At 64.1% G+C, this 25,170-nt stretch carries 23 protein-coding genes and 1 tRNA gene; 10 read left to right on the top strand and 14 right to left on the bottom strand.

What is annotated here, in order from left to right; translation table 11 throughout:
- Positions 1 to 119 precede the first annotated feature (119 nt).
- Positions 120 to 1,415, top strand: a complete 1,296-nt coding sequence (locus tag J7E82_RS01495) for an HAD family phosphatase (RefSeq protein WP_214859665.1) — start codon at positions 120 to 122, stop codon at positions 1,413 to 1,415.
- A gap of 79 nt (positions 1,416 to 1,494) precedes the next feature.
- Here J7E82_RS01495 and J7E82_RS01490 read toward each other — a convergent pair whose 3' ends face one another.
- The 3 genes from J7E82_RS01490 to J7E82_RS01480 all read right to left on the bottom strand — a co-directional run bounded on the left by J7E82_RS01490 (position 1,495) and on the right by J7E82_RS01480 (position 3,802).
- A complete protein-coding gene (locus J7E82_RS01490; RefSeq protein ID WP_214859663.1) occupies positions 1,495 to 2,433 on the bottom strand; it encodes a DUF559 domain-containing protein in 939 nt (312 codons plus the stop codon).
- A 211-nt stretch (positions 2,434 to 2,644) separates the two neighbouring features.
- On the bottom strand, positions 2,645 to 3,220 hold the full coding sequence (dcd, locus tag J7E82_RS01485; protein ID WP_214859714.1) for a dCTP deaminase: 576 nt from the start codon (positions 3,218 to 3,220) through the stop codon (positions 2,645 to 2,647).
- Positions 3,221 to 3,361: 141 nt separating this feature from the next.
- A complete protein-coding gene (locus J7E82_RS01480) occupies positions 3,362 to 3,802 on the bottom strand; it encodes an SRPBCC family protein (RefSeq protein WP_214859661.1) in 441 nt (146 codons plus the stop codon).
- A 271-nt stretch (positions 3,803 to 4,073) separates the two neighbouring features.
- On the opposite strand from J7E82_RS01480, the gene J7E82_RS01475 reads away from it, so the two are divergent.
- Both J7E82_RS01475 and J7E82_RS01470 read left to right on the top strand, forming a co-directional pair.
- Positions 4,074 to 4,147, top strand: a tRNA-Gly gene (locus J7E82_RS01475).
- 131 nt (positions 4,148 to 4,278) lie between these two features.
- Entirely contained in the window at positions 4,279 to 4,743 is a 465-nt protein-coding gene (locus J7E82_RS01470; RefSeq protein ID WP_214859659.1) for a nuclear transport factor 2 family protein, read from the top strand.
- An 18-nt stretch (positions 4,744 to 4,761) separates the two neighbouring features.
- Here the strand turns inward: J7E82_RS01470 and J7E82_RS01465 are convergent, their stop codons facing one another.
- Positions 4,762 to 6,159, bottom strand: a complete 1,398-nt coding sequence (locus J7E82_RS01465; RefSeq protein ID WP_214859658.1) for an MFS transporter — start codon at positions 6,157 to 6,159, stop codon at positions 4,762 to 4,764.
- Positions 6,160 to 6,311: 152 nt separating this feature from the next.
- Here J7E82_RS01465 and J7E82_RS01460 point away from each other — a divergent pair, with 152 nt between their 5' ends.
- Positions 6,312 to 7,166: a LysR substrate-binding domain-containing protein gene (locus tag J7E82_RS01460; protein WP_214859657.1), complete on the top strand. Its 855-nt coding sequence runs from the start codon at positions 6,312 to 6,314 to the stop codon at positions 7,164 to 7,166.
- Between the two features lie 66 nt (positions 7,167 to 7,232).
- Here J7E82_RS01460 and J7E82_RS01455 read toward each other — a convergent pair whose 3' ends face one another.
- A complete protein-coding gene (locus J7E82_RS01455) occupies positions 7,233 to 8,408 on the bottom strand; it encodes a zinc-dependent alcohol dehydrogenase (RefSeq protein WP_214859656.1) in 1,176 nt (391 codons plus the stop codon).
- Between the two features lie 220 nt (positions 8,409 to 8,628).
- Here J7E82_RS01455 and panD point away from each other — a divergent pair, with 220 nt between their 5' ends.
- Positions 8,629 to 9,057 carry an aspartate 1-decarboxylase gene (gene panD, locus J7E82_RS01450; protein WP_214859655.1) on the top strand — a complete coding sequence of 143 codons (429 nt, stop codon included), beginning with the start codon at positions 8,629 to 8,631 and terminating at the stop codon, positions 9,055 to 9,057.
- A 234-nt stretch (positions 9,058 to 9,291) separates the two neighbouring features.
- A complete protein-coding gene (locus J7E82_RS01445; protein WP_214859654.1) occupies positions 9,292 to 10,221 on the top strand; it encodes an AEC family transporter in 930 nt (309 codons plus the stop codon).
- A gap of 4 nt (positions 10,222 to 10,225) precedes the next feature.
- Here J7E82_RS01445 and J7E82_RS01440 read toward each other — a convergent pair whose 3' ends face one another.
- Positions 10,226 to 12,865 (bottom strand): trehalase-like domain-containing protein, encoded by a 2,640-nt coding sequence (locus J7E82_RS01440; RefSeq protein WP_214859653.1) that lies wholly within the window; start codon positions 12,863 to 12,865, stop codon positions 10,226 to 10,228.
- Positions 12,866 to 13,221: 356 nt separating this feature from the next.
- Between J7E82_RS01440 and J7E82_RS01435 the strand changes: the two genes are divergently transcribed.
- Entirely contained in the window at positions 13,222 to 13,392 is a 171-nt protein-coding gene (locus J7E82_RS01435; protein WP_214859652.1) for a hypothetical protein, read from the top strand.
- A gap of 109 nt (positions 13,393 to 13,501) precedes the next feature.
- On the opposite strand, the gene J7E82_RS01430 is transcribed toward J7E82_RS01435, so the two are convergent.
- Complete coding sequence (locus J7E82_RS01430; RefSeq protein WP_214859650.1) at positions 13,502 to 14,491, bottom strand: LLM class flavin-dependent oxidoreductase; 990 nt, start codon at positions 14,489 to 14,491, stop codon at positions 13,502 to 13,504.
- A 141-nt stretch (positions 14,492 to 14,632) separates the two neighbouring features.
- Positions 14,633 to 15,334, bottom strand: coding sequence for a metalloregulator ArsR/SmtB family transcription factor (locus J7E82_RS01425; RefSeq protein WP_214859648.1), 702 nt, complete (start codon positions 15,332 to 15,334; stop codon positions 14,633 to 14,635).
- Between the two features lie 91 nt (positions 15,335 to 15,425).
- Between J7E82_RS01425 and J7E82_RS01420 the strand changes: the two genes are divergently transcribed.
- Positions 15,426 to 15,866, top strand: a complete 441-nt coding sequence (locus J7E82_RS01420; RefSeq protein ID WP_214859646.1) for a hypothetical protein — start codon at positions 15,426 to 15,428, stop codon at positions 15,864 to 15,866.
- Between the two features lie 69 nt (positions 15,867 to 15,935).
- Here the strand turns inward: J7E82_RS01420 and J7E82_RS20435 are convergent, their stop codons facing one another.
- Genes J7E82_RS20435 through J7E82_RS20425 form a run of 3 tightly spaced genes read right to left on the bottom strand, consistent with a single transcriptional unit; the run spans position 15,936 to position 17,065 of the window.
- On the bottom strand, positions 15,936 to 16,637 hold the full coding sequence (locus J7E82_RS20435; RefSeq protein WP_251041306.1) for a hypothetical protein: 702 nt from the start codon (positions 16,635 to 16,637) through the stop codon (positions 15,936 to 15,938).
- Positions 16,555 to 16,983, bottom strand: a complete 429-nt coding sequence (locus J7E82_RS20430) for an AAA family ATPase (protein WP_251041311.1) — start codon at positions 16,981 to 16,983, stop codon at positions 16,555 to 16,557. The genes J7E82_RS20435 and J7E82_RS20430 overlap by 83 nt, the downstream gene beginning before the upstream one ends.
- The gene (locus J7E82_RS20425) at positions 16,919 to 17,065 is read right to left on the bottom strand and encodes a hypothetical protein (protein ID WP_251041319.1); all 147 of its coding nucleotides are present in this window, start codon (positions 17,063 to 17,065) and stop codon (positions 16,919 to 16,921) included. Before J7E82_RS20425 ends, J7E82_RS20430 begins: the two co-directional genes overlap by 65 nt.
- Before the next feature lie 132 nt (positions 17,066 to 17,197).
- On the opposite strand from J7E82_RS20425, the gene J7E82_RS01410 reads away from it, so the two are divergent.
- Positions 17,198 to 18,976, top strand: a complete 1,779-nt coding sequence (locus tag J7E82_RS01410; RefSeq protein ID WP_214859644.1) for a helicase HerA-like domain-containing protein — start codon at positions 17,198 to 17,200, stop codon at positions 18,974 to 18,976.
- A gap of 81 nt (positions 18,977 to 19,057) precedes the next feature.
- Positions 19,058 to 20,050 carry a hypothetical protein gene (locus J7E82_RS01405; protein ID WP_214859712.1) on the top strand — a complete coding sequence of 331 codons (993 nt, stop codon included), beginning with the start codon at positions 19,058 to 19,060 and terminating at the stop codon, positions 20,048 to 20,050.
- Between the two features lie 86 nt (positions 20,051 to 20,136).
- On the opposite strand, the gene J7E82_RS01400 is transcribed toward J7E82_RS01405, so the two are convergent.
- The 3 genes from J7E82_RS01400 to J7E82_RS01390 all read right to left on the bottom strand — a co-directional run bounded on the left by J7E82_RS01400 (position 20,137) and on the right by J7E82_RS01390 (position 24,856).
- Entirely contained in the window at positions 20,137 to 22,137 is a 2,001-nt protein-coding gene (locus J7E82_RS01400; protein ID WP_214859642.1) for an NHL domain-containing thioredoxin family protein, read from the bottom strand.
- A complete protein-coding gene (locus J7E82_RS01395; protein WP_214859641.1) occupies positions 22,134 to 24,374 on the bottom strand; it encodes a cytochrome c oxidase assembly protein in 2,241 nt (746 codons plus the stop codon). Before J7E82_RS01395 ends, J7E82_RS01400 begins: the two co-directional genes overlap by 4 nt.
- Before the next feature lie 197 nt (positions 24,375 to 24,571).
- Positions 24,572 to 24,856 (bottom strand): HU family DNA-binding protein, encoded by a 285-nt coding sequence (locus tag J7E82_RS01390; protein WP_214859639.1) that lies wholly within the window; start codon positions 24,854 to 24,856, stop codon positions 24,572 to 24,574.
- Positions 24,857 to 25,170 lie beyond the last annotated feature (314 nt).

Raw genomic sequence — 25,170 nt, 5'->3', positions numbered from 1 at the left:
TCCGCCTATCCGTTTGGATAGAAAGAACTGCCCGACCCCCGCGTGGGCCTCCTCCTTTCGGCATGCCACGATGAATACGCATCGGCTTTTGAAGGAGGCACACACCTAAGGAGGGCCATTTGCGTATTCACTCGCCCAAGCTATTCGCCGTCGTGCTCTTGGCGTCCGTCGTCAGCGGCTGCGGATCGATTCAGGCACCCGACGCGGTCAAGGGATCCGGAAAGGAGGGGTCTACGGAGGGAGCGTGCGTTCGGTTGGACCCGGGGCTGAATTGGCCCGCCGGCGTGCGTGAACACCTGCAGAAAGTGATTGAGGCGCACAGTGCCTGCATCGGAACGGTTCGCGATGGCGAGGCTTCGGTGGCCATCTTCGATTGGGACAACACCGTGGTGAAGAACGACATCGGCTATGCCACGAACTTTTGGATGCTCCGGAACGACAAAATCCTTCAGCCGGAGAATCAAGACTGGAAGACGACGGACCGTTACCTGACCGATGCGGCTGCGGTTGCCCTCAGCGCCGCCTGTGGCACTGACATCCCCGCCGGAGAACCGTTGCCCACCAGCAAGGACCAGGATTGCGCCGACGAAATCCTCGCCATCCTCAATGACACAACCCGGTCCGGCGAGGCCGCTTTCGCGGGCTTCGACTCACGCCGCCTCACCGGCGCGTATTCCTGGGGCACGACTCTCTCCGCCGGCTATACCGCAGAGGAGTTGGCCTTCTTCGGTGGGGAGGCGAAGAAACAGAACCTTGCTGCACCGGAGGGCGAAATGCAGACCGTCGGCACCCAGGAGGTAGACGGATACATCCGCATTTATCCTCAAATGAAGGACCTCATTACTGTTTTGCAGGCCCATGGGGTGGAGACGTGGGTGGTCTCTGCCTCGCCCGAGCCCGTGGTGAAGGTGTGGAGCCAGGAGGTCGGAATTAGGGCAGACCACGTTGTTGGCGTCCGGAGCGTGTATCAGGATGGCGTGCAAACCACGCACCTGAAGGGTTGCGGCGGGGTGCCGGACGGTGACGATTCCGTGATGACCTACATCGATGGCAAGCGCTGCTGGGCCAACCAGGAGATTTTTGGGATCCAAGGGCTGGCGGCTTTTGAGCAGGCGCCGGCGGATCGGCGTCAGTTCCTGGCCGCAGGCGATTCCGTCACGGATGTCACCTTCGTCGGTGACGCCACCGCCGCTCGAATTGCAGTGAACCGGAACAAGGCGGAGCTTATGTGCCACGCCTACGACGACGTCGACGGCGCCTGGGTAGTTGTGCCGATGTTCATCGACCCGGCACCGCGACGGGAGGAGCCGTACGCGTGCTCGACGACGGCCTATACAAACCCCGACGGCATCCCAGGCCCGGTCAAGCGGCCCGACGGAACCGTAATTCCTGACCAGGCAGACACCATCTTCTGATTCCCGCGAGGTGCGAGATCTCGGCGCTTTCGACGTCGGAAAGCCGCGAAAGCTCGCACCTCGGCGAGGATGTTTGCCTTCAACGCTCGCGCCAGCCACCCCGAACCAGGGCGTCGCGGACGCGGTAAACGACGCCGTCGAATCCCCAAACCCTGACCTGGCCCGCGGTGATGGTTATGGACGTCCAGCCCAGGGCGGCGAGGGACTCATCGCGCCGGATGTCGGACTCCTTCTGGGCGGCCTCCAGATGATGGCTGCCGTCGTAGTTGACCACCACGCGAAAGCGCGGATAGGCCAGGTCAGGCCATGCCAGCTCCCAACCCGTCGGGTCGCAGACAACGTAACGCAGCTCCGGTTCCGGCAGGCCCTGCCGACTCAGTGCAAGCCGCAACTTGGTTTCCGGTACGGAGTCCGCCCCTACCCTGGCCAGGTCCAAGGCAACACGCGCAATTCGGATCCCCCGCATGCCGGAGTGTGCGCCCGCCTGGTTTCGCAGGTCCTCAAGGGTGCAGAGGGCGGTCCTGTTGTGGCCGAAGCTGCGCGACTGTTGGCAAATGAAATGATCCGCAGCTGCCACGAGGTCATCCAGCGGCAGTACCGCCGCCAGGTCAAGCCAGGTTCTGGCCGGGCTGGTGAGGGGAACGCGATCCAGTATCTGCACATCCGCCGGATCGATCACCATCCGATGACCGGTAACGCCCTTGCGGACAGGGCGGCTGCCCCCGTCACGCTGGGTGAGGTGGATAGTGAGTTCCCGCTGCAGCTCGAAGGGCAGGGGACACTTCCAGAGGAGCGCCGCTGTGGATCGGCAGCAGATACAGCCGGGACTGGCGTCCGTCAGGAGTCGGGCGCTGTGCAGGAGGTCCTGTGCTTCATCCCAGGGAACCCGAATGCCACGGCTGGCGACGCGAAGGTCAGCCTGCCACGCACGATGGGCCGGCAGTCCGGCGTCGCGCTGTTCCTTCAACGAGAACGAGCGCCCTTGCAGGGCCTCCAGAAGCGGACTGGGTCTTCTCATTCACCCATTCTGGGCACTCCCGAAACGCATCGATCCGTTATCCACAGTGTGGAGGAAGGGTCGACGGCCAGCAGGCGCCCAGTCCGTCCTCGAGGCCGTCGTCGAGGTGCGACGTCTCGGCGCTTTCGACGGCGGAAAGCCGCGAGAGCTCGCACCTCGCCGATGGCCGGCGGAGGGGCGCAGGCACCTCGCCGCTGGCGCAGCTCTGGGACTAGATCGTGGTGCGGTGGAAGTTCAGGTGGCTGCGGCTGGCAGTGGGACCACGCTGGCCTTGGTAGCGGTTGCCGTAATCGCCTGAGCCGTAGGGGTGTTCCGCTGCCGAGGAGAGCCGGAAGAAGCACAGCTGGCCGATCTTCATCCCCGGCCAGAGCTTGATGGGCAGTGTGGCCACGTTGGAGAGTTCCAAGGTGACATGGCCGGAAAAGCCCGGGTCGATGAAGCCGGCCGTGGAGTGCGTCAGCAATCCGAGCCGGCCGAGGGACGACTTCCCTTCAAGTCGCGCGGCAATGTCGTCGGGGAGGCTGACGGTCTCATAGGTGGAACCGAGGACGAACTCTCCCGGGTGCAGGATGAACGGCTCGTTGCCGTCCACCTCCACGAGGCGAGTCAGGTCCGGCTGCTCCTCAGAAGGGTCAATGTGGGCGTACTTGTGGTTGTCGAACAGCCGGAAGAACCGATCAATCCGGACGTCCACAGAGGACGGCTGAACCATCGCGGCATCGTACGGTTCGAGGACAATCCGTTGGGAGTCAATTTCGGCACGAATATCGCGGTCAGAGATCAGCACAGCATCAAAAATACCGTATGAGCCCTCGACACCGGAGCCGGGCAGGACATCGCCCTGCAACAATAGGCCACCTCGCCATCACCGGATTTCCCGCGGCCTGCGGTTACCAACCTAAAACATACGGGCCCGGGCCGGCAGGCCTCAAGAGGGCTGTGCCTCGATGACGGCCTTGAGCTTCTCCAGCTGGGCCACTTCGCTTTCCATGGTCTTCTGAATCATGCCGTTCAGGAGCTTCTTGAACCCCTTCGGCTGGTACTCAAGGGCGAATCGCAGCCTGGTGCTTTCGCCTTCAGTGCTCAGGTAATATCCGCCGGTGGGCCTGGCAGGGCCGGCGACGACGGCGAAGCGCACTTCCGCTCCGGGACGCGCCTCAACGATCTCGAAGTCCGCGGCAACAGGACGTCCGCCGGGGCCAATAAGGGCCTGCTGATACACCGCGCCTTTTTGCCCGGGGGAACCGGAGAGAAGTTCGATGCTCCGGATGCCGGAACGCCACAAGGGGTTGTTCAGCCCGTTGGCAACGAAGTCGTAGACGGTCATGGCGTCACGCTCAATCAGCACTTCATACACTGCAAATGCCATGGACTCCTCTTTCGGCTACGGCTCCTTCTTTGTAGCCCGTTCCCCACACTGCAGCTATCGCGTTCAGAATAGCCAGCGCCTGGACCTCGGGGACACCTCTGAATCGCGCCTTTACCGAAAGGTTATGCCCTCCTGGAAGCTGCCCCCGCAAGTGCCAGGCGCGCTTGGACGATAACCCGACACGGTCGACGTCGAGCAGTAACGAAGTGGTCGGGAAGTAGCCGAAATCTGCGCTAAGCTGGGATCTGCCTCAGCTTCAGGCCGGGGCAATGCGGGCGTAGCTCAATGGTAGAGCGCTAGCTTCCCAAGCTCGATACGCGGGTTCGATTCCCGTCGCCCGCTCCAAGACCCCCGGCATCCTCAATCCGGCTCAAGGGCTGACCTCGGAGACTGAAGGGCTGACCCCGGAAGCGCCGAAGCCTACACTCGAAGATACAAATATCCCGCAGTCGCGAAGCTTGAACGGGAGATCCATGATGAGCCTTATCAAAGACGTCGATCCCAGTCCCGTCGCCGCCATCAACCGGCTTTTGGAAGCAACGAACAAACACGATTACGATGCCTTGGCCGAATGCTTCGCGCCGGGCTATATCAATGAAACGCCCGCACATCCTGTTCGCAGCTTCACCGGCAGGGAGCAGGTCCGCAGCAACTGGGAACAGCTCTTCGCCGCCGTACCCGATCTCAAGGCTCGCCTGCTGTCGCACAGCGTTTCCGGAGACCGGATCTGGACCGAGTGGTCCCTGAGCGGATCCCGCCGGGACGGAAGCAGCCACGAAATGGCAGGCGTTGTGGTGTTCCAGGTGGCGGAAGGGGTGATCACCTCCTCCCGCTTCTATCTGGAGTCCGTGGAACGCCATAGCGGAGATATCAACGATGCCATCGAACGGGTAACGCATCGGGTAACGCATGGGCGGCCGGCCCCCCAGTCGGCAGAATGAGCAGCCCCTAGGCCTTCCCTAAGCTTGGGCGACGATCCGCAGTAGCCGGCGACGGTCCCGCAGGTCCACCTTGATCTTGAGCGCGGACCTGCGGGCAAGAACGACGGCGACAACCGCCGCCGCAAGCGCCGGGACACCGCCGGCCACGAGGAGTGCCGCGTGGGGATTCAGGTGCTCAGCGAGCCAGCCGATCATCGGGCCGCCGACCGCTTGTCCGCCCATGAGGACCATGATGTAAAGGCTCATAACGCGGCCCCGAATGCTCATATTGGCACTTGTCTGAACCAGCTGGTTGGCCGCTGTGAGGAACATCAGGCACCAGAAGCCGGAGAGGACCATCGCCGCGCCAAACCATGGCAGGGATGGTGCCAGCACGGACAGGCACAGCATGAAACCGTACATTCCGGCAGCCAGCACTACAGAGCGCAAGCGCAACTGGCGCCGTCGCGTGGATGCGACCGCTCCGGACATGGCGCCCAGCGCCACGAGCGCGTTCAGCAGGCCGTAGCCCCCGGCACCGGCGTCGAACACCCTGTCCGCGAAGGCGGCCAGCAGCACCGGCAGGCTCATCGCGAAAACCGAGATAAAGCCGACCATAAGCCATGGCCAGTAGATGGTGGGCTTGCTCAGGGAGTAGTGAAGGCCCTCTTTCAGCATGCCCTTGCGCTTGGGCGCCGGGGCGCTGATGAAGAGTTCGTCCTTGCGCAGCAGCAGGAGCATGGTCACTGTTGAGCAGCAGGCCGCGGCGTTGGCGGCGAAGGCCCAGCCAGCGCCGACGGCGGTCAGCAGGACGGCAGCGAGGGCGGGGCCTATCAGGCCTCCGAGCTGGAACGTCGTTGAGTTCACGCTGATGGCATTGCGCAGGTAGGTCGGGCCTACCAGTTCATTGACGAAAACCTGGCGGGCCGGCTGGTCCAGCACCGTGACCAGTCCGAGCAGCAGGGCGATCACGTAGACGTGCCACACCTGGACCACCTGAGTCAGCGACAGCGTGGCCAGGGCGGCGGCGAGGACCGCCGCGACGGCCTGGCAGAGAATGAGGATCTTCCGCTTGGCGAACCTGTCCGCCATCATGCCGGCCCATGGCCCCAGGAAAAGCGAGGGAAGGAACTGAAGGGCCACGGTAATTCCGACGGCGGTGACGGAGCCGGAGAGCTGGAGCACCATCCAGTCCTGGGCGATGCGCTGCATCCAGACGGCGATGACGGCGATGAAGTGGCCGATGGCGAAGATGCGGAAGTTGGGAACCTTGAGGGAAATGAAGGTGTGACGCCAAGGCAAGCGTTCGCTGACGACGGCGATGGGCTGGGTTACGGCGTCCGGTGACTGTTGGGTGGGTGACAGGGAATCGGTGGCTGACAGGGCGTCGATGGCTGGCTGGCTGACGGTTGCCGCGGAGGGCGGAGGCGGTGCCACAGTTAGTCCTCTAGTAAGGGTCGTTGTTCGGTTTCGTTCGGATGGCTTTAACGCTAGGGTTGCCCGAAGCGATTGTGGAAGCATATGGCGGTTATAACTAGGATTACGGTACGTAATGCGTCCCGCGCCGCTAAGCCCAAGAGGGAGTATCTATGTTCGAACCCGTCCAGCTCCGCTCCTTCCTGGCAGTGGCCGAAACGTTGAGTTTCACGAAGGCCGCCGAGAGGCTCGGCCTGGCCCAGCCCACGGTCAGCCAGCACGTGAGGAAGCTAGAAGGAGCGGCCAAGCGTGTCCTGGTAGCCCGCGACACCAGGGAGGTCCGGCTAACAGATAACGGCGATGCGATGGCAGGCTTCGCCCGCAGCATCCTCGCCGCGCATGACTCCGCCGCCCGCTACTTCTCGGGCTCGGCTATGCGCGGCAGGCTCCGCTTCGGCACTGCGGATGACCTCGCCATCACGGGCCTCCCCCGTATCCTCCGCGAATTCCGGCAGCTCTACCCCCAGATCAACCTCGAACTCACCGTCAGCCAGAGCGATCAGCTCTACAAGCGACTCAACGCAGGGCAGCTGGACCTGGTTTTCGTGAAGTGGGTTGCCGGAGCCAAGGACGGCACGGTGGTCAAGCACGACACATTCTCCTGGGTAGGCCTGGAGCAGACCGTCCTGGCCCCCGGGGAACCTGTGCCGATCATCGCCTATCCGGCTCCGAGCCTGAGCCGCAAACTTGCCCTCGACGCCCTTGAGGCCGCGGGCCGCACCTGGCGCATCACCTGCAGCACCAAGCAGATCAGCGGTGTCCTCGCCGCGGTCCGTGCCGGAATCGGGGTGGCTGTCATGCCGTCGTCGCTGGTTCCGGAGGACCTGAAAGTCATAACCACCCGCTTCGACCTCCCGCAGGTTGGCGACGTCGACTTCACCCTGATCAAGAATCCGCTGGCCAACGCGGAAGTCATTGACGCCCTGACGCAAGCCATCATGGGCCGTACGCTCAACAAGTCCGCCTGAGCCAAGCTTGCCCAAGCAAGCAAGCCGGCCTGTTTTCCTAAAGGCGACTCAGCCTCCAAAAGCGGCTCAGGGTTGGAGGACTACTTTGATGCAGCCGTCCTCCTTCTTCTGGAACTTCTCGTACATTTCGGGGGCTTCCGCCAGTGCAACCCTATGCGTCACGAGGTCCATGACGCCCAGCGGGTCGGCCGGGTCCTCCACCAGGGGTAGGAGCTGATCCGTCCAGCGGCGGACATTGCACTGCCCCATCCTGAGCTGGATCTGCTTGTCGAACATCCTCAGCAGGGGCATCGGGCTGAGCTGACCGCCGTAGACCCCGCTCAGAGAAACGGTGCCGCCGCGGCGCACCGAATCCAGGGCGCCATGTAGCGCCGCAAGCCTGTCCACGCCAGCGTTCTCCATCAGGCGTTGGGCTACTTTTTCAGGCAGGACTCCAACGACATTCTGGGCAAGGGCACCGACAGGGGAACCGTGCGCCTCCATGCCGACGGCGTCCACTACGGAGTCAGGCCCCCGCCCGTCGGTCAGGTCGCGCAGCTGATCCGAGGTGGTCTTTTCGTAGGCCATGGTTTCCACGCCGTGCCGGTGCGCCATGGTGCGCCGCTCCGGAACGGGGTCGATGCCAATCACGCGATAACCGAGGTACTTGCCGATTCGGGCCGTGAGCTGCCCCACCGGTCCCAGCCCATACACGGCGAGGGTGCCGCCGTCGGGAACGGCCGCGTAGTCAACCGCTTGCCAGGCGGTGGGCAGGATATCCGAGAGGAAGAGGTACCGTTCGTCGGGCAATTCCATCCCTACTTTGATAGGTCCATAGTTGGCGTGCGGCACCCTAAGGAGTTCGGCCTGGCCGCCCGGAATGGAACCGTACAGCTCCGAGTAGCCGAACAATGCCGCACCCGAGCCCTTGGCCCTCACCTGCTCGGTTTCGCATTGGGACTGCAGGCCCCGACTGCACATAAAGCAGTGGCCGCAGGAGATGCTGAAGGGGATCACTACGCGGTCTCCCTTTTGGAGGTTGGTGACCCCGCTCCCCACCTCCTCCACGACGCCCATGGGCTCATGGCCGATGACGTCCCCCTTATGCATGAAAGGCGCCAGCAGCTCATAGAGATGCAGGTCCGAGCCGCAGATCGCCGTGGAAGTGATCCTCACGATCGCATCGGTGTCCTTCTGAAGGACGGGATCAGGAACCTCTTCCACGCTGACGGAGCGCCGTCCCTGCCAGGTTAGTGCCTTCATTGCTTCCTCCTCTTCAGACGGGATGCCCCTTAAAGCTAAGCCTACTTAGCATCTGAAGGGAACATGCCGGGGACGGTGGCGGCAGAAGTCGGACGACGCCGGCGGGCTAGGTCCTGGTCGGATCCGGGAGGCAGCCAGGAAGCCCTGGGCCAGGCTGCTATTACGGTGTTCGCAATCTCACACCGGACAAAGTTGACCCCCACGCTAAACTGATCTGGTTATGAATCGCACAATGTTCAAGTCCAAGATCCACCGCGCCACGGTGACGCATGCCGATCTGCACTATGTGGGGTCGGTCACCGTTGACCTGGACCTGCTGGACGCGGCCGACATCCTGCCGGGAGAACTTGTTTCCATCGTGGATGTCACCAATGGTGCCCGCCTTGAGACATACACCATTGCCGGCGAGCGTGGTTCGGGAGTCATCGGGATAAACGGTGCCGCCGCCCACTTGGCCCATGTAGGCGACGTCGTCATCCTCATTACGTACGCGCAGATGACCACGGAAGAGGCCAAGGCCTACGAGCCCAAGGTGGTCCACGTGGACGAGGACAATAAGATTGTCCGGCTCGGAAATGACCCCGCCGAGGGCCTGACTCCGGGGCTGCTTCGTCCCCCTTTTGCCTTGAACAACGTAAGGCTTAACTAGCCCCTGCCGTCTTTCGCAAAGACCGACGCCGGAAACATCCCGTTTTGCCCAACTGACTCGCAGTTGTTGTCGCCATGAGCGCCCGTAGCGACCACAACTGCCAGCTACTTGGGCGGCGTGCCTGGGTAAGTGTGCTTAACGTGACACCTCCGAAGCCGTAGCGGGGAATAAATCTGATTAGGCTTGGATGGTGACCTTCCAGCTCCCTGCCTCCCACCCCAGCGGGGCGCAACGGTGCTAGGAGTACTCGCCGGCTTTTTCGTGGTCTGGGCCATCATCATGGTGGGCTGGTTCGTGGGCCGGCGGCGCATCCTGGGCGATAACGCCCGTCAGGTGCTCAGCGCCCTGACATTCTTCGTGGCTAGCCCCGCCCTGCTGTTCGAAACTCTCGGCAAGGCGCAACTGCGCGAAGTCTTCGCCGCCCCGCTACTGGTGGCGGCCGTCGGAGCGATAGTCACCGGCGCCCTCTTCTTCGCGGTGGTGAAGTGGTGGCTGAAGCGCTCGCTCCCGGAGTCCCTGATGTCGTCCATGAGTGCCTCGCTGGCGAACTCGGCCAATCTGGGCATTCCAATCGCCGTCTTTGTCCTCGGCGATGCCAGCTACGTAGCTCCCTTGCTGATCTTCCAGCTCGCGTTCTTCACCCCGCTGTACCTCATGGCGCTCGATGCCAGCACCAGTAACCTGCGCACTACGCCACTGCGCTTTGTGCTCATGATCGTGCGCAACCCGATGATCGTGGGGTCCGCCCTGGGCCTGGTGGTCGCCGGGACCGGTTTTCAGGTGCCGGAGCTCATCATGCAGCCCATCCACTTGATCGGTGGTGCAGCTATTCCGGCCATGCTTATCTCCTTCGGCATGAGCCTCAACGGCTCGCGGCCCTTGCAGAAGTCAAACTGCCGCCGTCTCGACGCCATCCTGGCCAGCACCTTCAAGCTGGTCGTCCACCCGACCGTGGCCTACCTCTTTGCCCGTTTCGCCCTGGGTCTGGACGGTCATGCGCTGTATGCAGCGGTGGTGACGGCTTCGCTGCCCACCGCGCAGAACGTCTTCGTTGCCGCGAGCCGCTACCAGACCGGAATTACGGTGGCCAAGGATACCGTCCTTATCACCACAGTGGTAGCCGTTCCGGCGATGATCGTCGTGGCCCTGCTGCTGACCGGATAGAAAACTACTCGTCCTCGACTGACGCCAGATAGTGGTCCAAAAGCTGTGCGCACCGGATGAAGCCCAGGTGGGAATATGCTTGCGGGTGATTGCCCAGGTGGGTTTCGGTCGCCGGGTCGTATTCCTCGGGGAGCAGCCCGGTGGGGCCGAACAGGGCCACCAGCTGGTTGAAGAGCTCCACGGCATCGTCCAGCCTGCCCACGGCAAGGTAGGCCTCGATCAGCCAAGTGGTGCAGATGTGGAAGCCACCCTCCAGGCCCGGCAGGCCGTCGTCGTACCTGTAGCGGAAAACCGTAGGCCCGACGCGCAGTTCCCGCTCCACCGCGCTGACGGTGTCCAGGAAGCGCTGGTCGCGGACGTCCAAGAGGCCGGACAGCCCGATGTGCAGGACCGCGGCGTCTAGGTCGGGGCTGTCATACGCCACAGTGTAGGAGGCGGCGGACGAGTCCCAGCCCTCGCTAAGCACCTCGTCGCGGATGATGGTGGCGGTGGCTTCCCACGCCTCGCCCGGTTCGCGCCCATGGCGGGCGGCCGTGCGAAGGGCGCGATCCAGGGTCACCCAGCACATCACCTTCGTATAGACGTGGTGGCGCGGTGCCCGGCGCGCCTCCCAAATGCCGTGATCGGCTTCGTGCCAGCGGGCCAGCACCGCGGAGGCCATCTGCTGCATCAGGATCCAGTGGCTGTCCTTGAGCGACGAACGCCGTTCGCTCAGGCCATGAATTAGCTCTGCGATAGGACCGAAAACGTCCAGCTGGACCTGATGGTCAGCGGCGTTGCCGATCCGGACCGGTCGGGAGCCGGCATAGCCCGGAAGGCTCTCGATGATGGCCTCTGTGGACAGGGGCGCGCCGGTCACGGAGTAGAGCGGGTGCAGCCATTCCGGACCTGGAGCGTTCTCCAGGATCCGTCCCAGCCAGCGCAAAAAGCCGTCGGCCTCCTCAGTGGAGCCGAGGCCCACCAGCGCATTGACGGTCATCGAGCCGTCCCGCAGCCAACAGTAGCGGTAGTCCCAGTTGCGCGTTCCGCCGATCCCCTCCGGCAGGGAGGTGGTCGGGGCGGCCAGGACGGCGCCGGTGGGCTCATGGACCAGCGACTTGAGCACCAGCGCCGAGCGGCGCACCAGGGAAGGCTTCATGTCCGGCAGCTCGAGGTCCTTGACCCACTGGCGGTGCTGCTGCGCGACGGCGGCACGCCGCTCGGGTTCCCCCGCCGGATGCATCGCCGTCGGCTCCGTGTCACCGCAGCGAAGGTTCAGCACGACGGGCCCGTAGTGGAGGTTGATCTCTGCAGTGGCGGTGGCGTGCCGGCCGTCGCTGGTCACGGTGAAGTGCACGCCTGGGGCGGACAGGATGATGGGGTCCGAGGTTCCCATGACGTGGAGTTCATCGCCACGGACTTCCATATTGAAGGGGGCGTTGGCGTAGTCCGGACGTGGTGCGAACACGATCCTGGCTGCCCCGGTTCCCGTCAGCACGCGAACCAGGCTGGTGATGCCGTCAGGGGCCGGTTCCAGGTAGTCGGTGACCATGACGTCTGCCCAGCGGGTCTCCACGATCATCGTATTGTCCACATAGCGCTGGCCGAGGACCGGCGAGACCTTGACCGGCTCGATGCTGAAATGTCCGGCCGGGTCGCCGCCAAGGATATGCGCAAAGAGCGAACCGGAATCCGGAAGGGGATGGCTCATCCAGCAGATCTTGGCCTCCGGGGTGAGCAGCGCCGTTGACGTTCCGTTGCCGATCAGTGAATGCCGCTCAAGCCCCACGGCGTCTTCCCCGAACAGCCAGGCACGCCGGAGCTCGAACAGGATCGCAAGTACCCTCGCGAAGGACTCCGGATCCGGCAGGCGATGTTCGGCCAGCGTCTCCCCCTGGCCGACATGGAGGCCCATATCGGGGCCCCGAAGCGTGGCGATGGCTCTTTCGTCGCTCGCGGCGTCTCCCGCGAAGAGGGCGGCGCTGGCTCCAAGCCTGGTTCTCAGCTGCTCCAGTGCCGCATCCTTGGACGGCTCCACGAAGGAAAGGTCCAGCACGGAGCCGTCGACGATGAAGAAGAGGCCCATAGCCCTGGCGATTTCCTCTGCCCGCGCCGTGACTTCTGCGACCACGTCGGCAGTAGCCGGGCGGGTGTGGACGGACACGGCCACTGGTTTGCGCTCGATGCTGATGCCTTGCTCGAAGCCGACTGCCTCATTAAGCGCATGCGCCGTCTGCTGCAGCAGCGATTCAGTAGCGAGGGAGACGTTGTAGGCGTAGGTCATATCGAACTCGGCGCCGTGTGAGCCTACAAGGTGCACCTCGGCCGGCAGTCGGGAGACAGCCGCAAGGTCACGCAAGGAGCGCCCACTGATGACGGCGGCATGTGTGTTTGGCAAGGCCGCCAAGGCACGGAGGGCCACCGCAGCGCTGCCCAGTGGAAGGGTTTCCGTGGAGACTCCTTCCGCCGCGCAAAGTGTCCCGCCGTAGTTGCAGGCGACCAGGAGCACGGGCGTCCTGGCCAGGACCTTCAGTTCGGCAAGCAGGGTGGGGGTGATGCCGTCATCTGCGGCCTCGGATCGGACAAAGGCCCTCAGCAGGCCCAGCGGCAAGGACTTGGTCAGCAGCGCCGAATCGGCTACCGATTGGTTCAACGGAGTGGGCATGGCACGGTCCTTCCCGAGGAGTACTCCCAGTCTCCGTCCCCGCAGTTTCGCCACCGTGACCCCCGTGTTGCCAACTCGTAACTGCTTTGCCGGCCGCAGTCCTCCCAATCATCCGCACCTGTCCGGACTTTAACGTCGGCTACACCTGGACAGGTACACAACGCGTTCACTACCGAACAATCCTGGATAAGGACGGGAACGTTGTCGGCAGCATTGGCCACACATCCAGTTCGGTCGTCACCTTCGTCAATTACGGAGCCGATCCCTGGAATCCGGCTGCCGGGAAGACCTACACTGCAAAGGTTTCGGGGTCCACGTATCGCGCTGAGTACGGTTCTGGGACTGAAACCATAACAATGACCGGGCAAAACAACTGGCTGACGCTGAGGGGCCCGGAGGTCCCCGAAGGCATGTCCACCACCCTGCACACGGGGAAGGTTGTCTTCACCGTTGACTTCACCAGGGGCGGTGTCACGGTGGTGAGTGCGCCCGGGACGAAAGTCGACCTCTGCGCAGAGTTGCGCTAAGGGCTGCGGCTGACGGCAGTCCCCTAACGGGTTCCACAAGAGCTCCCTGGCGCGGCAACCGTGCCAGGGAGCTCCTGTATTCCCTGGGTGCGACCACGCCCCTTCAGGATTAGGCGTTCACCAGTCCCACCACCTGTGCCAGCAGCTCCACCGAACGCAGCCGCGATTCAATGCCGGTGGTTTGGTGGGCGACAATCAGTTCGTCGGCGTCGGCATGGGCAGTAAATTCGTCCAAGTACTCGCGGACCATTTCAGGAGCGCCGACGGCGGAATACTTCACCATCTGCGCGACGTGCTGGCCTTGGGGCGAATCAAGGATCATGTCAGCTTCATCATCCGTGAACTCGCGGCCGCCGCCGAAGAAGAGCGACACGCGGGCACGTTTGACCGCCTGGAACAGCTCCTGGGCTTCCGCGGCCGAATCCGCTGCAATGACATTGACGCCGGCGATGACATACGGTTCGGCCAACTGCTCCGAAGGCTTGAACTCCCGCCGGTAAATAGCGACGGCGTCCTGCAGGGCGTTGGGCGCGAAGTGGGATGCAAACGCATAAGGGAGGCCGAGCCGGGCCGCCAGGCGCGCGCCGAACAGGGATGAACCCAGGATGTACAGGGGAACATTGGTGCCCTTTCCCGGCGTCGCTTCAACACCCTGGATGCGGGTGGGGCCGGTGAGGTAGCCCTGCAGTTCCAGCACATCCTGGGGGAACGTGTCAGCGGCCATATGGTCCCGACGGAGGGCCCGCATGGTGTTCTGGTCGCTGCCGGGAGCCCGGCCCAGTCCAAGGTCGATGCGCCCGGGGTGCAGCGTTTCGAGCGTGCCGAACTGCTCGGCGATGGTGAGCGGGGAGTGGTTGGGCAACATGATGCCGCCAGCGCCCAGGCGGATACTGTTCGTATGCGTCGCCACGTGGGCGATCAGCACGCTCGTGGCAGAGGATGCAATGGAGGACATATTGTGGTGCTCCGCATACCAGACCCGCCGGTAACCCAGCCTTTCGGCCAACTGAGCCATTGCCACGCTGCCGGCGAAGCTCTCTGCCGCCGTCTGGCCCTTCCCGATAGTTGCGAGATCCAGGATGGAGAGGGGAGCAGTCACGTCGGTGCCGGCCTTTCGAAGGGGTTTCGTTCAGACGGCCGGTTTCCCGGCCGCACTGGCAACAACGACGGCGGCACCCGGGTTATTTCAGATTGCTCCGGTTAGCTTCGCCACTCGCGAGTCGCGTGGCAAGTCGCGCCGCTAGTTGGCCGCGCCGCTGGCCGGCGTGATGCGCACGCAGCACCGGCCGGGGGCCGGGTCCAGCACCGCCTTGCGCCCCTGCCGGTCCCCGCTCGAGGCCTCGGTGATAGAGCCCAGCAGTGCCACGTTCAGTCCGCAGACAGTGTCAGTATGCTTGCGCGCCAGGCTGTGGAAAGGGCAGTTCCACAGCACGATGCTCCCGTCGTCCTGCACTACCGGCTCGTAGCCGTAGTTCTTCAGGACGTCCTCGAGGCTTCGGGCAGGCTCCTGGCCTTCGGCGTTCGACTGGATCTCCTGTCCGGCAGCAGCCGCAACCCGCTTCAGGGAGTCCGCAACAGGCCGGCCGGTCTCGATGGAATCCTCAATGGCGGCAGCCAACAGGTCTCCGGCCAGGTCATACTGCCTTGCCGGCAGGCTGACGGCGATCTCGTCCTCTGCCCGAGCATACATTTTTGTCGGGCGTCCTGAGCCGGGGCCGCTGCGTCCGCTAAGGCGCCGATAGCTCACAACCAGGAGCCCCTCCTTGGCCAGCCGGTCGAGGTGGAAGGCGGCCGTCCCGCGCACCATGCCCAAAGCGCCCGCGACGTCGTCACGCCCAACTTCCCGGTGGGCGGCCAGCACCCATTCGTAGACCGCCCGGCGTGAGGCGTCGCCAAGGGCTGCGACAGCCGAGACGGGATCGAGGGCTGGATTGGAAGGCACGGGACAAGCCTACTCTAAAAACAACATCTATTGATAGAAGAACAAAGAGGGTCTAAAGTCAATTATCACTACTTTTAGAAAGGATGCAGCGATGACCACCCACCAAAAGACCCGGTTCTCGGTTCGCCCGCTCCAGCAGGCTCCAAGCGGCCAGGCGTTTATGTTGCTGCGCACCGTCTTCACAGTTGCTCCCGTCCTGTTCGGGCTCGATAAGTTCGCGAACATCCTGGTCCACTGGCCGGACTACCTCGCGCCGCTGGCCACGCAGGTCGTTCCGGTCACGCCCCAGCAGTTCATGTACGGCGTCGGCAGCGTGGAAATCCTCGCCGGGCTCCTGGTCGCCTGGAAACCACGCATTGGCTCGCTCGTTGTCGCCCTGTGGCTGGAGGGAATCATCGTGAACCTGCTGATGGTTCCCGGCTACTATGACGTCGCCCTCCGCGATTTCGGCCTCCTCGTCGGCGCGCTGGCATTGAACCGCCTCGCCGTCGGGCATCCGACGTCGGTCAGGACGGAGTCCCGCTCGTCGTGAACCTTCGGTGAAAGCAACGACTGAAGAATCCCCGCCGGAAGGGCTCCGGCGGGGATTCTTCAGTCCCTTTCAAAGGGCCCGCTCGTAGCATTGGTCCACCAGGCGCCGGGTCTCCTCGGCCAGGACGTCCAGCATTCCTTCGGAGACCCCCATGGCCCGGGGATCACCTTCCTCGGGCAGCACCTGAACCGGTCCGATGCGCTCCGACATGCCCGACCTGCCCACCATCATCCGGGCAAGGTGGGTGCTGGTTTGCAGGTCGCTTTCGGCTCCACTGGTGACTACGCCGAACACCAGCCTTTCCGCCGCCATTCCGCCCAGTGCGCCAACGATCCTCCCGCGCAGGTAGGTTTCGTCGTACCCGTAACGATCGGTATCAGGGGTGGAGTGGGTTACGCCCAGCGCCCGGCGGCCCCGGGGAATGATCGAAATCTTGCGCACCGGGTCTGCGCCGGCTTCCAGCATGCCGAGCAAAGCATGGCCGGACTCGTGGTAGGCCGTCCGCCTGCGCTCCTCATCCGGCATGACCACGTTCCTCGCCGTGCCCAGCTGCACCTTCTCCAGTGCATCCAGCAGGTCGCGCTGGCTCACGGCGGCGTGAGCCCGCTTCACTGCCAGTAGCGCGGCCTCGTTGACCAGGTTGGCCAGCTCCGCGCCGGTCATGCCGGGGGTTACGCGACTGATGGCCTCAAGGTCGGCGTCGGCGTCGAGTTTTACGTTGCGGGCGTGAACCTGCAGTATTTGGGTGCGGCCGGCCTGGTCGGGGGGCATGGACAGTAATGGAGCGGTCGAAGCGCCCGGGCCGCAACAACGCGGGGTCCAGCACATCAGGCCTGTTTGTGGCGGCAAGGACAACCACGCCTTCTGAGGACGAAAACCCGTCCATTTCCGTCAGGATCTGGTTGAGGGTCTGTTCCCGCTCATCATGGCCACCCACGGCGAGGGATCCGCTCCGCTTCCGCCCGGTTGCACCGATTTCGTCGATAAAGATGATCGACGGCGCGGCGTTCCGTGCCGCCTGGAAGAGCTCTCGGACGCAGGGTTCGGCTCGGTCAGGGTTCGGGTTCCGGCTCCGCCGGGTCGTCCTCGGATCCCCGCATGTCCGGGTCGGTTCCAAGGGTGTCATCGTCCGGACGGTCGTTCTCGTCGTCGTCTTTGCCTGGTTTAGAGGGGGCTGGTTCGTGGGGAGCATCAGTCATCCCCACAAACTAGTCCTGCCTGACGGCGGTGTCGAGGGACTTTTCAGGACATGTGCGGTGTTCCTTGCCGCCGCGTCTGGACCACTTCATGGATTGCCCGCCCACCTGATCGCCCTTCGCTAAGCTATGCGCATGGCCACGAAACCCGCCGCAGATTTGCTTGCCACTATCAAGCAGGGTTACGCCCTGGCTGGTCCCGCGATAGAGCTGGGCGCCGCCGTCGTCGACGGCGAACTACACAAGGACGCGCCGGTCCGGCTGCCCCTGGCCATGATGAACAGGCACGGTTTGGTGGCTGGAGCCACCGGGACGGGCAAGACTGTCACCCTGCACATGATCGCCGAACAGCTGTCTGCAGCCGGTGTTCCTGTGTTCCTCGCAGACATCAAAGGGGACCTGACAGGGCTTGCCACAGCTGCCACTCAAAGCCAAAAGCTCGCTGTCAGGATGGACAGCCTGGGGCAACAATGGCAGCCAAAGAACTTCCCGGTCGAATTCCTTTCGCTGGGCGGTGACGGCAACGGTGTCCCCGTCAGGGCCACCATCACCTCGTTCGGCCCTATCCTGCTGTCCCGGGTTATGGAATTGAACGACACCCAGGAATCCAGCCTCCAACTCATCTTCCACTTCGCGGACCAGAAGAACCTCGAACTAGTCGATCTCAAGGACCTCCGCGCCGTAATCCAGTTCCTGACGTCCGAGGAAGGAAAGCCGGAACTGCAGAACCTCGGCGGCCTCTCCAAGGCCACGGCGGGCGTCATCCTGCGCGAACTGGTGAACCTGGAAGCCCAGGGCATGGAAAGGTTCTTCGGCGAGCCGGAATTCGACACTGCCGAGCTGCTTCGCACGGCCCCGGACGGACGCGGGGTCATCAGCTGCCTGGAGCTGCCCACCCTTCAATCCAAGCCGATGCTGTTCTCGACCTTCCTGATGTGGCTGCTCGCGGACCTGTTTGAGGACCTCCCGGAGGCCGGCGACCTGGACAAGCCCAAACTGGTGTTCTTCCTGGACGAGGCACACCTGCTGTTCAACGATGCATCCAAGGCCTTCCTCGACGCCATCACCACCACAGTCCGGCTGATCCGTTCCAAGGGCGTGGGAATCTTCTTCGTCACGCAAACTCCCAAGGACGTCCCCGCCGCCGTCCTGGGACAACTCGCCAACCGGATCCAACACGCCCTTCATGCCTTCACCCCGGAGGATGCCAAAGCCCTCAAGGCCACGGTGTCCACCTTCCCGGTCAGCGCCTATGACCTCGAGGAAGTCCTCACCTCGGCAGGCATTGGTGAAGCGGTCGTCACCGTAATGAATGAGAGGGGCGCGCCCACGCCCGTGGCCCTCACCAGGCTCCGCGCGCCGGAGTCGGTCATGGGCCCCAGCAGCGAGGACCTCGTCCGGAGCATCGTTGCGTCATCCGCCCTGTTGCCCAAGTACGGGACCGCCGTCGACAACCTGACTGCCTACGAGAAGCTGAGCGGGAAGGCCGTAGCTCCCACGGGCGACGCCGCTGCCGGGCTTCCGCCCGTCCCGTCGCCGGGGATTCCCCAGGTCCCGGGACCTGGTACGCCAACCTCGACCGGCACCACCAGTTCCCTGGACCCGGCCGCCGTCGATGCCGAAGCGCGTCGCATTGAGGAGGAAGTCCTCGGCAGGCCCAGCAGCCGGCAACCATGGCAGGAACCTGATCAGGGCGGCCTCCCGCCCGCGCCTGTTCCACCGACGCCTGCTCCGACGACGCCAGCTCCGGCGCCTGCTCCCACCCGGCCCGGCGGAGTGATGGACGACCTTGCGGGCGTCCTGGGCGGGGCCCTCGGAGGCGGGCTGAAGAGCATGGCAAGGTCCGTCGGAACCCAGCTCGGACGGGAACTGATTCGCGGCGTTTTCGGCACGTCATCACGGCGACGCCGCTGATCGCACCGACGGGCCGGCGTCATCCTGGACGGCTCCTTCACGTGGATCGGCACGCCTGCAGGTAGGGTAAATGGCGTGCAGATGAGTCAAGCGCTGGTCAAGACCGCAGCCGGGTGGCTGCTCGGTCTGATGCTTGCTGCCACCGCCGCCATCGTCTCGGTCAACCTTGTCAGTAATTCAGTAGCCAGCCCCCAGCAGCCTGTCCGCGAGTATATCGAGGCCCTGAAGGACGGCGACGGCGAGACTGCACTCGGCCTGCTGAAGGCCACTGTCCCGAACTCAAGTGCCGCCATGCTCGACGGCAGCGCCCTCCAAACCGCCGCTGCAAAAATCAACGATGTGAAGCTCGGCAATGCCCAGCGCCGGGCAGGCAACCAGGTCATGGTGCCCATGGAGTACACCATTGATGGCGTCGAACACCGGACCGAGTTCATGCTGGAGCGGACCGGAACGGAATGGCTGTTCTTCGGTAAATGGTCCTTCGTTCCGTCGGCTTTGCCCACCGTCGACGTGACCGTGGTGAACTCGAACGAGGCCACCATGAATGGTGTTCCCGTAAACATGCCCGACGGCCGTAACACTTTTGCCGTGTTTTACCCCGGCGAATACGAGGCCAGCCTGACTGGGGAACTTTTCGCCGCGAATCCCAGCAAAGTGACGGTCACGAATGGCGACGCCGCCCAGGTTCCCCTGGACCTGCTGACGAAGGCAACGGACAAGATGAACCAGGCAGTGGCGGCAAAGGTCAAGGAGTTCCTGGACACGTGCGCCGCCGAGGCCACGCAGCAGCAGCGCCTGCAGCCGGACTGCCCGTTCTATCACACCACGAGCAGCCGGGTGGTCGACGGCACCATCAAGTGGGAGATCACCGAGTATCCCAAGATCAGCATTGAACCGTTCGACGGCCGGTGGGTAGTGGCGCCGCTCAACGGTAAGGCCCGAGTGACCGCCAGGGAGATTGACCTGTATACGGGATTTGTCCTCAACCTCAACGAAGACCACGACTTTTCCTTCACGACCCGCCTGGAAATTGGCGAGGGCACGGTCACCGTCGTCCCGCTGCTGAGCCTCTAACCCCGCTTCACGCAACGCGGGGTCACTTACCGCCCATGTTGGGCCTTCCGGTGGGCGTTAAGGATCCCCGCGTTGCTTTGGCCCGCTTAGTCCATTCCGCGCAGGTCCAGCACCAGCTCGGAGTCACCGTCGGCCTGCAGGACCACCGGGATCCCCCAGTCCTGCTGGTAGAGATGGCAGGCGGCGTGATCCGGGATTTCCCCGTCTTCGGTCTCCGGTCCGTCGCAGGCCGCGGCACGGGCGGTGATGTGCAGGATGCCATCGGGAACCTCCGAGGACAACTCGATGGTGCGGAGCAGGCCCACCGACGTGCCCCCGCCGGCAACAATCAGCTCTGGCGGAGTGGACGAGATCTTCAACTGCGTGGGGTCACCCCAGCGGTCGTCCAGCTTCTGCCCGGTCGGAGCCGTAAAGCGGACGGTCAGCGAAAGATCGCCTGGAGCCATAGGGCTCTTGGGACGGTGCGTCTGGGATGCACCCTCATCCACCTGCTGCGCTTCCTTCGGGATGGGAACCAGGACCAGTTGATGTTTGTTGCTCTCCACCACTAGCAGGAGAGGGTCGCCGTCGTCGGGCTGCACGAGGACGAGGTCGCTCGGCTCAGCCAGTCCCCGAGCCAAAGTGGAAACGGTGTTCGTGGCGGGGTCGTAGCGGCGGACAGCGCCGTTGTAGGTGTCGGCCATTGCCACCGAGCCGTCGGGAAGCACCGTCACGCCGAGGGGGTGCTGGAGCATCGCCGCAGCGGCATCACCGTCGCGGAAACCGAAGTCGAACAGGCCCTTGCCGACGGCGGTATGTACAGTCACGCCCGACTCGCTGATTGCCACGCGGCGCAGCGCCGAAGTCTCTGAATCGGCTACCCAGACGTCGCCCGCGGCATCGATAGCCAGGCCCGACGGCTGCGCGAACCAGGCTTCCTCCGCAGGACCATCCAGCAGGCCCTCCAGCCCGGAACCGGCAAGGATGGACACGTTGCTGCTGAGGGGGTCGAAGGCGAAGAGCTGATGTGTGCCAGCCATGGCAATGACAATCCGCTGAAGCTTCTCGCTCCACACCACGTCCCACGGCGAGGACAGGGACACCGCATCGCCTCGTCCCAGGAATCCGACGTCGACCGCGTCACCAGCGAAGTCGGCCGGGTGGTGGCTGGCTTCGGCGGGAGCGGCAGCACCGCCGTCGTTGGCTGCCCAGGTGCCTGCCCCGGACTCACTGACCCGTGCCGGTCCAGCGTCGAGGAGGCGCTGCACCCCGTTGCCGGCCAGCGTCTGAACATAGCCGGAACTCAGGGTGACGCCGCGCAAGCGGTGATTGACGGTGTCCGCCACGACGGCGTCGTAACCGACCTTCCAGGCAATCTCGGCGGGAAGCAGTGCCACGCCCTGCGGCTCATTGAACTGGGCCACTTCAGCCTGGCCGTCCAGGTATCCCTTGGTCCCGGAGCCGATGACGCGCTCCACCGTCTCGTGGTCCGGGCGCAGCTCCACCAGCCTGTGGTGGCCGGAGTCGACCACGAGGTAGTTGCCGTTTGCCAGGGTGGTCACCTTGCCGGGGAACCGCAGGGTGCCCGACGTCGGCTCCGGAGCCACGTACATGCCGTCACCGCGGTGCAGGGTCCCCTTGGCATCATGCTCGGCCACAAGCTCCTCGACCAGCACCCGGAGGCCATCTGCATGGCCCTCTCCTGAGAGGTGCGCCACGATGTAGCCCTCCGGATCAATAACCACCAGGGTAGGCCAGGCGCGGGCCGTGTAGGCCTTCCACGTCTCAAGCTCGGGGTCGTCAAGGACCGGGTGGTGGATTTCGTAGCGCTCCACGGCAGCGGCGAGGGCAACGGGGTCTGCCTCGTGCTCGAACTTGGGCGAGTGGACGCCCACCGTCACCAGGATGTCGGAGTACTTCTCTTCCAGCGGGCGCAGCTCATCCAGCACATGCAGGCAGTTGATGCAGCAGAACGTCCAGAAATCGAGCAGTACGATCTTGCCCCGGAGTGCTTCAAGGTCCAGTGACTTGCCGCCAGTGTTGAGCCAGCCCCGGCCCACCAGTTCAGAGGCCCGCACCCGGTGCTGGGTTCGTACTGTTTCGCTCATGAGCGTCCTTCCGCCTTGGGGGTTGATTCATTCTCGGGGGCTTCGCGCGCTGCCCGCGGGGGTTCATTCTGGGCTTGGTGCTGGGGTTCGTGCTGGGCCAGTTTGGCATCCCGTTCGGCCAAACGGGCAAACATATCGTTATAAGCGTTCAGGTCGGCGTCGTTATTCCTGTCGGCTGCCCGGTCGGTGCGCCGCGTCTCGCGCTCATCAGACCGGGACCACATGATGGCGACGCCGATTGCCACGAGCAGGGTGGGAACCTCGCCGATTCCCCAGGCCACTGCGCCGCCGATCTGCTGGTCCGCCAAGGCGGATGGCCCCCAGGCACGGCCGAGGTTGCCGAAGTAGTCAGCAGCAAGCAGGTTGGTGCCGCCCATGATGGCCACACCGAAGAAGGCATGGAATCCCATGGTTGCCAGCAGCAAGAGAAGCCTCAGTGGGTACGGCGCACGGCGCGGCAGGGGGTCGGTGCCGATCATGCTCAGCACGAAGATGTAACCGGTCAGGGCGAAGTGCAGGTTCATCAGCTCGTGGCCGACGTGTTCGCGCATCGCCCAGCCAAAGGCGTCCGAGTAGTAGAACAGGACGATTGAGCCTGCGAAGTTGGCGGCCGCGTACAGCGGGTGCGTGACCACCTGCGAAAACCTCGAGTGCACGAACAGCAGGAGCCACTCGCGCAGTCCCCTCGAGCCATCGCTCCGGCCATGGGAGCTGTCCCGTGCCGGCAGGGCACGCAGGGCAAGCGTCACGGGCGCGCCGAGGACCAGGAAGATGGGAGCCACCATTGTCAGGGCCATGTGGTCCACCATGTGCGCCGAGAACAGCACCCGGCCGTAAACGGCAGGAGGGCCCGAGGTGATGTAGGTCAGGACGGCGAGCCCGATAAGCCAGTTGATAGTGCGGAACCAGGACCAGGTGTCCCCGCGCCTGCGGACCTTTGCCACCCCCAGCAGGTAGGTGATGGCGCCAAATACGGCGACGGCCACCCAGAGCCAGTCGAGCCGCCATTCGGTCAGCCAGCGCTGGGGAGTCAGTTCGGGGGGAAGCTCATAGCCGGAGAGGATGAAGGCCGGCGAAGCATCCGGAGCATACGTTGTGGACTGCGGCGGTGCGGAACGTCCCAGAGCGACTGCAAGGCCCGACGTCGCGCCCATCACCAGCAGCTCAACCAGGATGAGCTGCCAGAGGACGCGCCGTGCAGACAACCCGTTGCGGCCCAACTGCGGAATCACCCACTGACGGTGCATAAAGCCGATTCCACCCAGGATGATCGTCGCGACGGTCTTGGCGAGGATCAGTTGCCCGTAGGGCGAGCCAAAGAGATCGCCCCAACTCGTGACCCGGATGCTCGCGTTGATGATTCCGGATGCCAGGACCAGCACAAAGGCGAATCCGCCCAGTGAAGAGAAGCGCCGCAGCGTCTGCTCGGTCAGGTCACGCGGGCCCGAGGCGCCAGTGGCTCCAGCCGCAGTCCCTGAGCCGGCAATGAGGCCGGACAGCAGCGCCAGCATGATAATGCCGCCGACCCAGGCCGAGACACCTACCAGGTGCAGGCCGAGGGAGTTAATGGCGCCCTCGTGGTCATTGGAACTGGCCGAGTGGCCGATGAGGGCGGTCGGAACGAGGCTGACCACTGCCAGTAGCAGGGTGAGCGCCAGGCCGGTGAGGGAGCGCACGCCGAACAATGCGGTGGTCACAATTGCCGCGATGATCGTGACGGCCAGCCAGGCCCGCCCGGTCTCGATGTCAGTCATGAAGTACACAAGGGCCCGGGTGAACTCGGCATCCCCGGACAGTGCCTGCCCGGCGGCGTCGGCGTAGCTGAGCACCAGCACGGCGACGGCGGACAGGGTCCAGGCCACACCCGCAGCCGAGGCAATTGCCAGCGCGCGGGTGAAGGCCGGGTGTTCGGGGGCATCAGCGTCCTTGCCCCGATATCCAGGGACGGTTCGCGGCAGGATTCCGACGGCGAAGATGAGGCCGCCGATTACCGTAGCCAGGGACACGTTGTGCAGGGCCTTGCTGATCGGGAGACCCCAACGGACTAGCGCCCCGGGATCGGAGACCTGCCGGGCACCGGCAGCGCCCGAGAAGACCAGGGCGGCCACGAGGGCCAGAAAAAGGACTCCCAGGGCGGCCAACTGCCATGCAGGCGCAATCCCGCCCGCGGCGGCTGCCTGTACACCCGGCTTTGGAGCGGGCGACGGGGCTGTGGCGGAAGTTCTTGCTGCAGGCACCTATCCATTGTCCGCTACCGGTGGCCGGGCGGCGAATCGGCGTTTGCTTCTCTTGAGGTCTGCCCAACTGATCACAGTCGTCATGGGCGCTCCTGGCAACCACAACCGCCAGTCAGTTTATGTCAGCCGGTTGGCACTTAACGCAGAAGGACGGCAACGTGTGGTTGCCGTCCTTCAATGCATCTGCCGTGGAAGTCTTACTTCTTGGAGACAGCAGCCTTCAGCTTGGAGCCAGCGGTCAGCTTGACGCTGTGGCCTGCTGCAATCTGGATGGTTTCGCCGGTCTGCGGGTTGCGGCCGGTACGGGCTGCACGGTCGGTGCGCTCAACAGCGAGCCAGCCCGGGATGGTGATCTTCTCGCCGTTGGCTACGGAAGTCTCGAAAACCTCGAACAGTGCATCGAGCACCGAGTTGACGGCAGCCTGGCTGGTGCCGGCCTTGCCTGCTACCTCAGCAACCAGTTCACTACGGTTCTTAGCCATTTGTGTCCTCCTGGACGTCTACAGTTCTTGAGCTCCCACGCGGCATGCGTGCAAGCCACTGTTCGAAAACTTACCAGCTTGGACCGGCCACCGAAGCAAATTCCGCGTGTTTCCGCGCCTTTTTGACCAAATTCACGGTTTTTTCGGGTTTTGGGAGAGCCGATTGCGCCGCTCGTGAACGTAGGGGCTGCGGAAGGGTCATCGGCGACATAGGCATGTGCGACGCGACAGGGGCTCGCGTTTGGTCCCAGGGTTCGACGGCGGGGGGTGGGGTTTCGTGGTTTTGGGTGGGTGTTTTTCCCGTGGTTTCTCGC

The sequence above is a fragment of the Arthrobacter sp. ISL-30 genome (assembly GCF_018613855.1).
Lineage (GTDB): Bacteria > Actinomycetota > Actinomycetes > Actinomycetales > Micrococcaceae > Arthrobacter.
The sequence above is the reverse complement of the archived record's forward strand: the minus strand, read 5'-3'. Positions and strand labels throughout refer to the sequence as shown.

Excerpts from the sequence above, each read along its gene's own strand:
- J7E82_RS01480 (WP_214859661.1), bottom strand. The coding sequence starts at position 3,802 with ATGGCATTTGCAGTGTATGAAGTGCTGATTGAGCGTGACGCCATGACC.
- J7E82_RS01455 (WP_214859656.1), bottom strand. The coding sequence starts at position 8,408 with ATGAAGGCACTAACCTGGCAGGGACGGCGCTCCGTCAGCGTGGAAGAG.
- J7E82_RS01400 (WP_214859642.1), bottom strand. The coding sequence starts at position 22,137 with ATGAGCGAAACAGTACGAACCCAGCACCGGGTGCGGGCCTCTGAACTG.
- J7E82_RS20425 (WP_251041319.1), bottom strand. The coding sequence starts at position 17,065 with ATGACTGATGCTCCCCACGAACCAGCCCCCTCTAAACCAGGCAAAGAC.
- J7E82_RS20435 (WP_251041306.1), bottom strand. The coding sequence starts at position 16,637 with ATGCCCCCCGACCAGGCCGGCCGCACCCAAATACTGCAGGTTCACGCC.
- J7E82_RS01420 (WP_214859646.1), top strand. The coding sequence starts at position 15,426 with ATGACCACCCACCAAAAGACCCGGTTCTCGGTTCGCCCGCTCCAGCAG.
- J7E82_RS01490 (WP_214859663.1), bottom strand. The coding sequence starts at position 2,433 with ATGAGAAGACCCAGTCCGCTTCTGGAGGCCCTGCAAGGGCGCTCGTTC.
- J7E82_RS01405 (WP_214859712.1), top strand. The coding sequence starts at position 19,058 with ATGAGTCAAGCGCTGGTCAAGACCGCAGCCGGGTGGCTGCTCGGTCTG.
- J7E82_RS01440 (WP_214859653.1), bottom strand. The coding sequence starts at position 12,865 with ATGCCCACTCCGTTGAACCAATCGGTAGCCGATTCGGCGCTGCTGACC.
- J7E82_RS01470 (WP_214859659.1), top strand. The coding sequence starts at position 4,279 with ATGAGCCTTATCAAAGACGTCGATCCCAGTCCCGTCGCCGCCATCAAC.
- J7E82_RS01460 (WP_214859657.1), top strand. The coding sequence starts at position 6,312 with ATGTTCGAACCCGTCCAGCTCCGCTCCTTCCTGGCAGTGGCCGAAACG.
- J7E82_RS01435 (WP_214859652.1), top strand. The coding sequence starts at position 13,222 with ATGACCGGGCAAAACAACTGGCTGACGCTGAGGGGCCCGGAGGTCCCC.
- panD (WP_214859655.1), top strand. The coding sequence starts at position 8,629 with ATGAATCGCACAATGTTCAAGTCCAAGATCCACCGCGCCACGGTGACG.
- J7E82_RS01390 (WP_214859639.1), bottom strand. The coding sequence starts at position 24,856 with ATGGCTAAGAACCGTAGTGAACTGGTTGCTGAGGTAGCAGGCAAGGCC.
- J7E82_RS01410 (WP_214859644.1), top strand. The coding sequence starts at position 17,198 with ATGGCCACGAAACCCGCCGCAGATTTGCTTGCCACTATCAAGCAGGGT.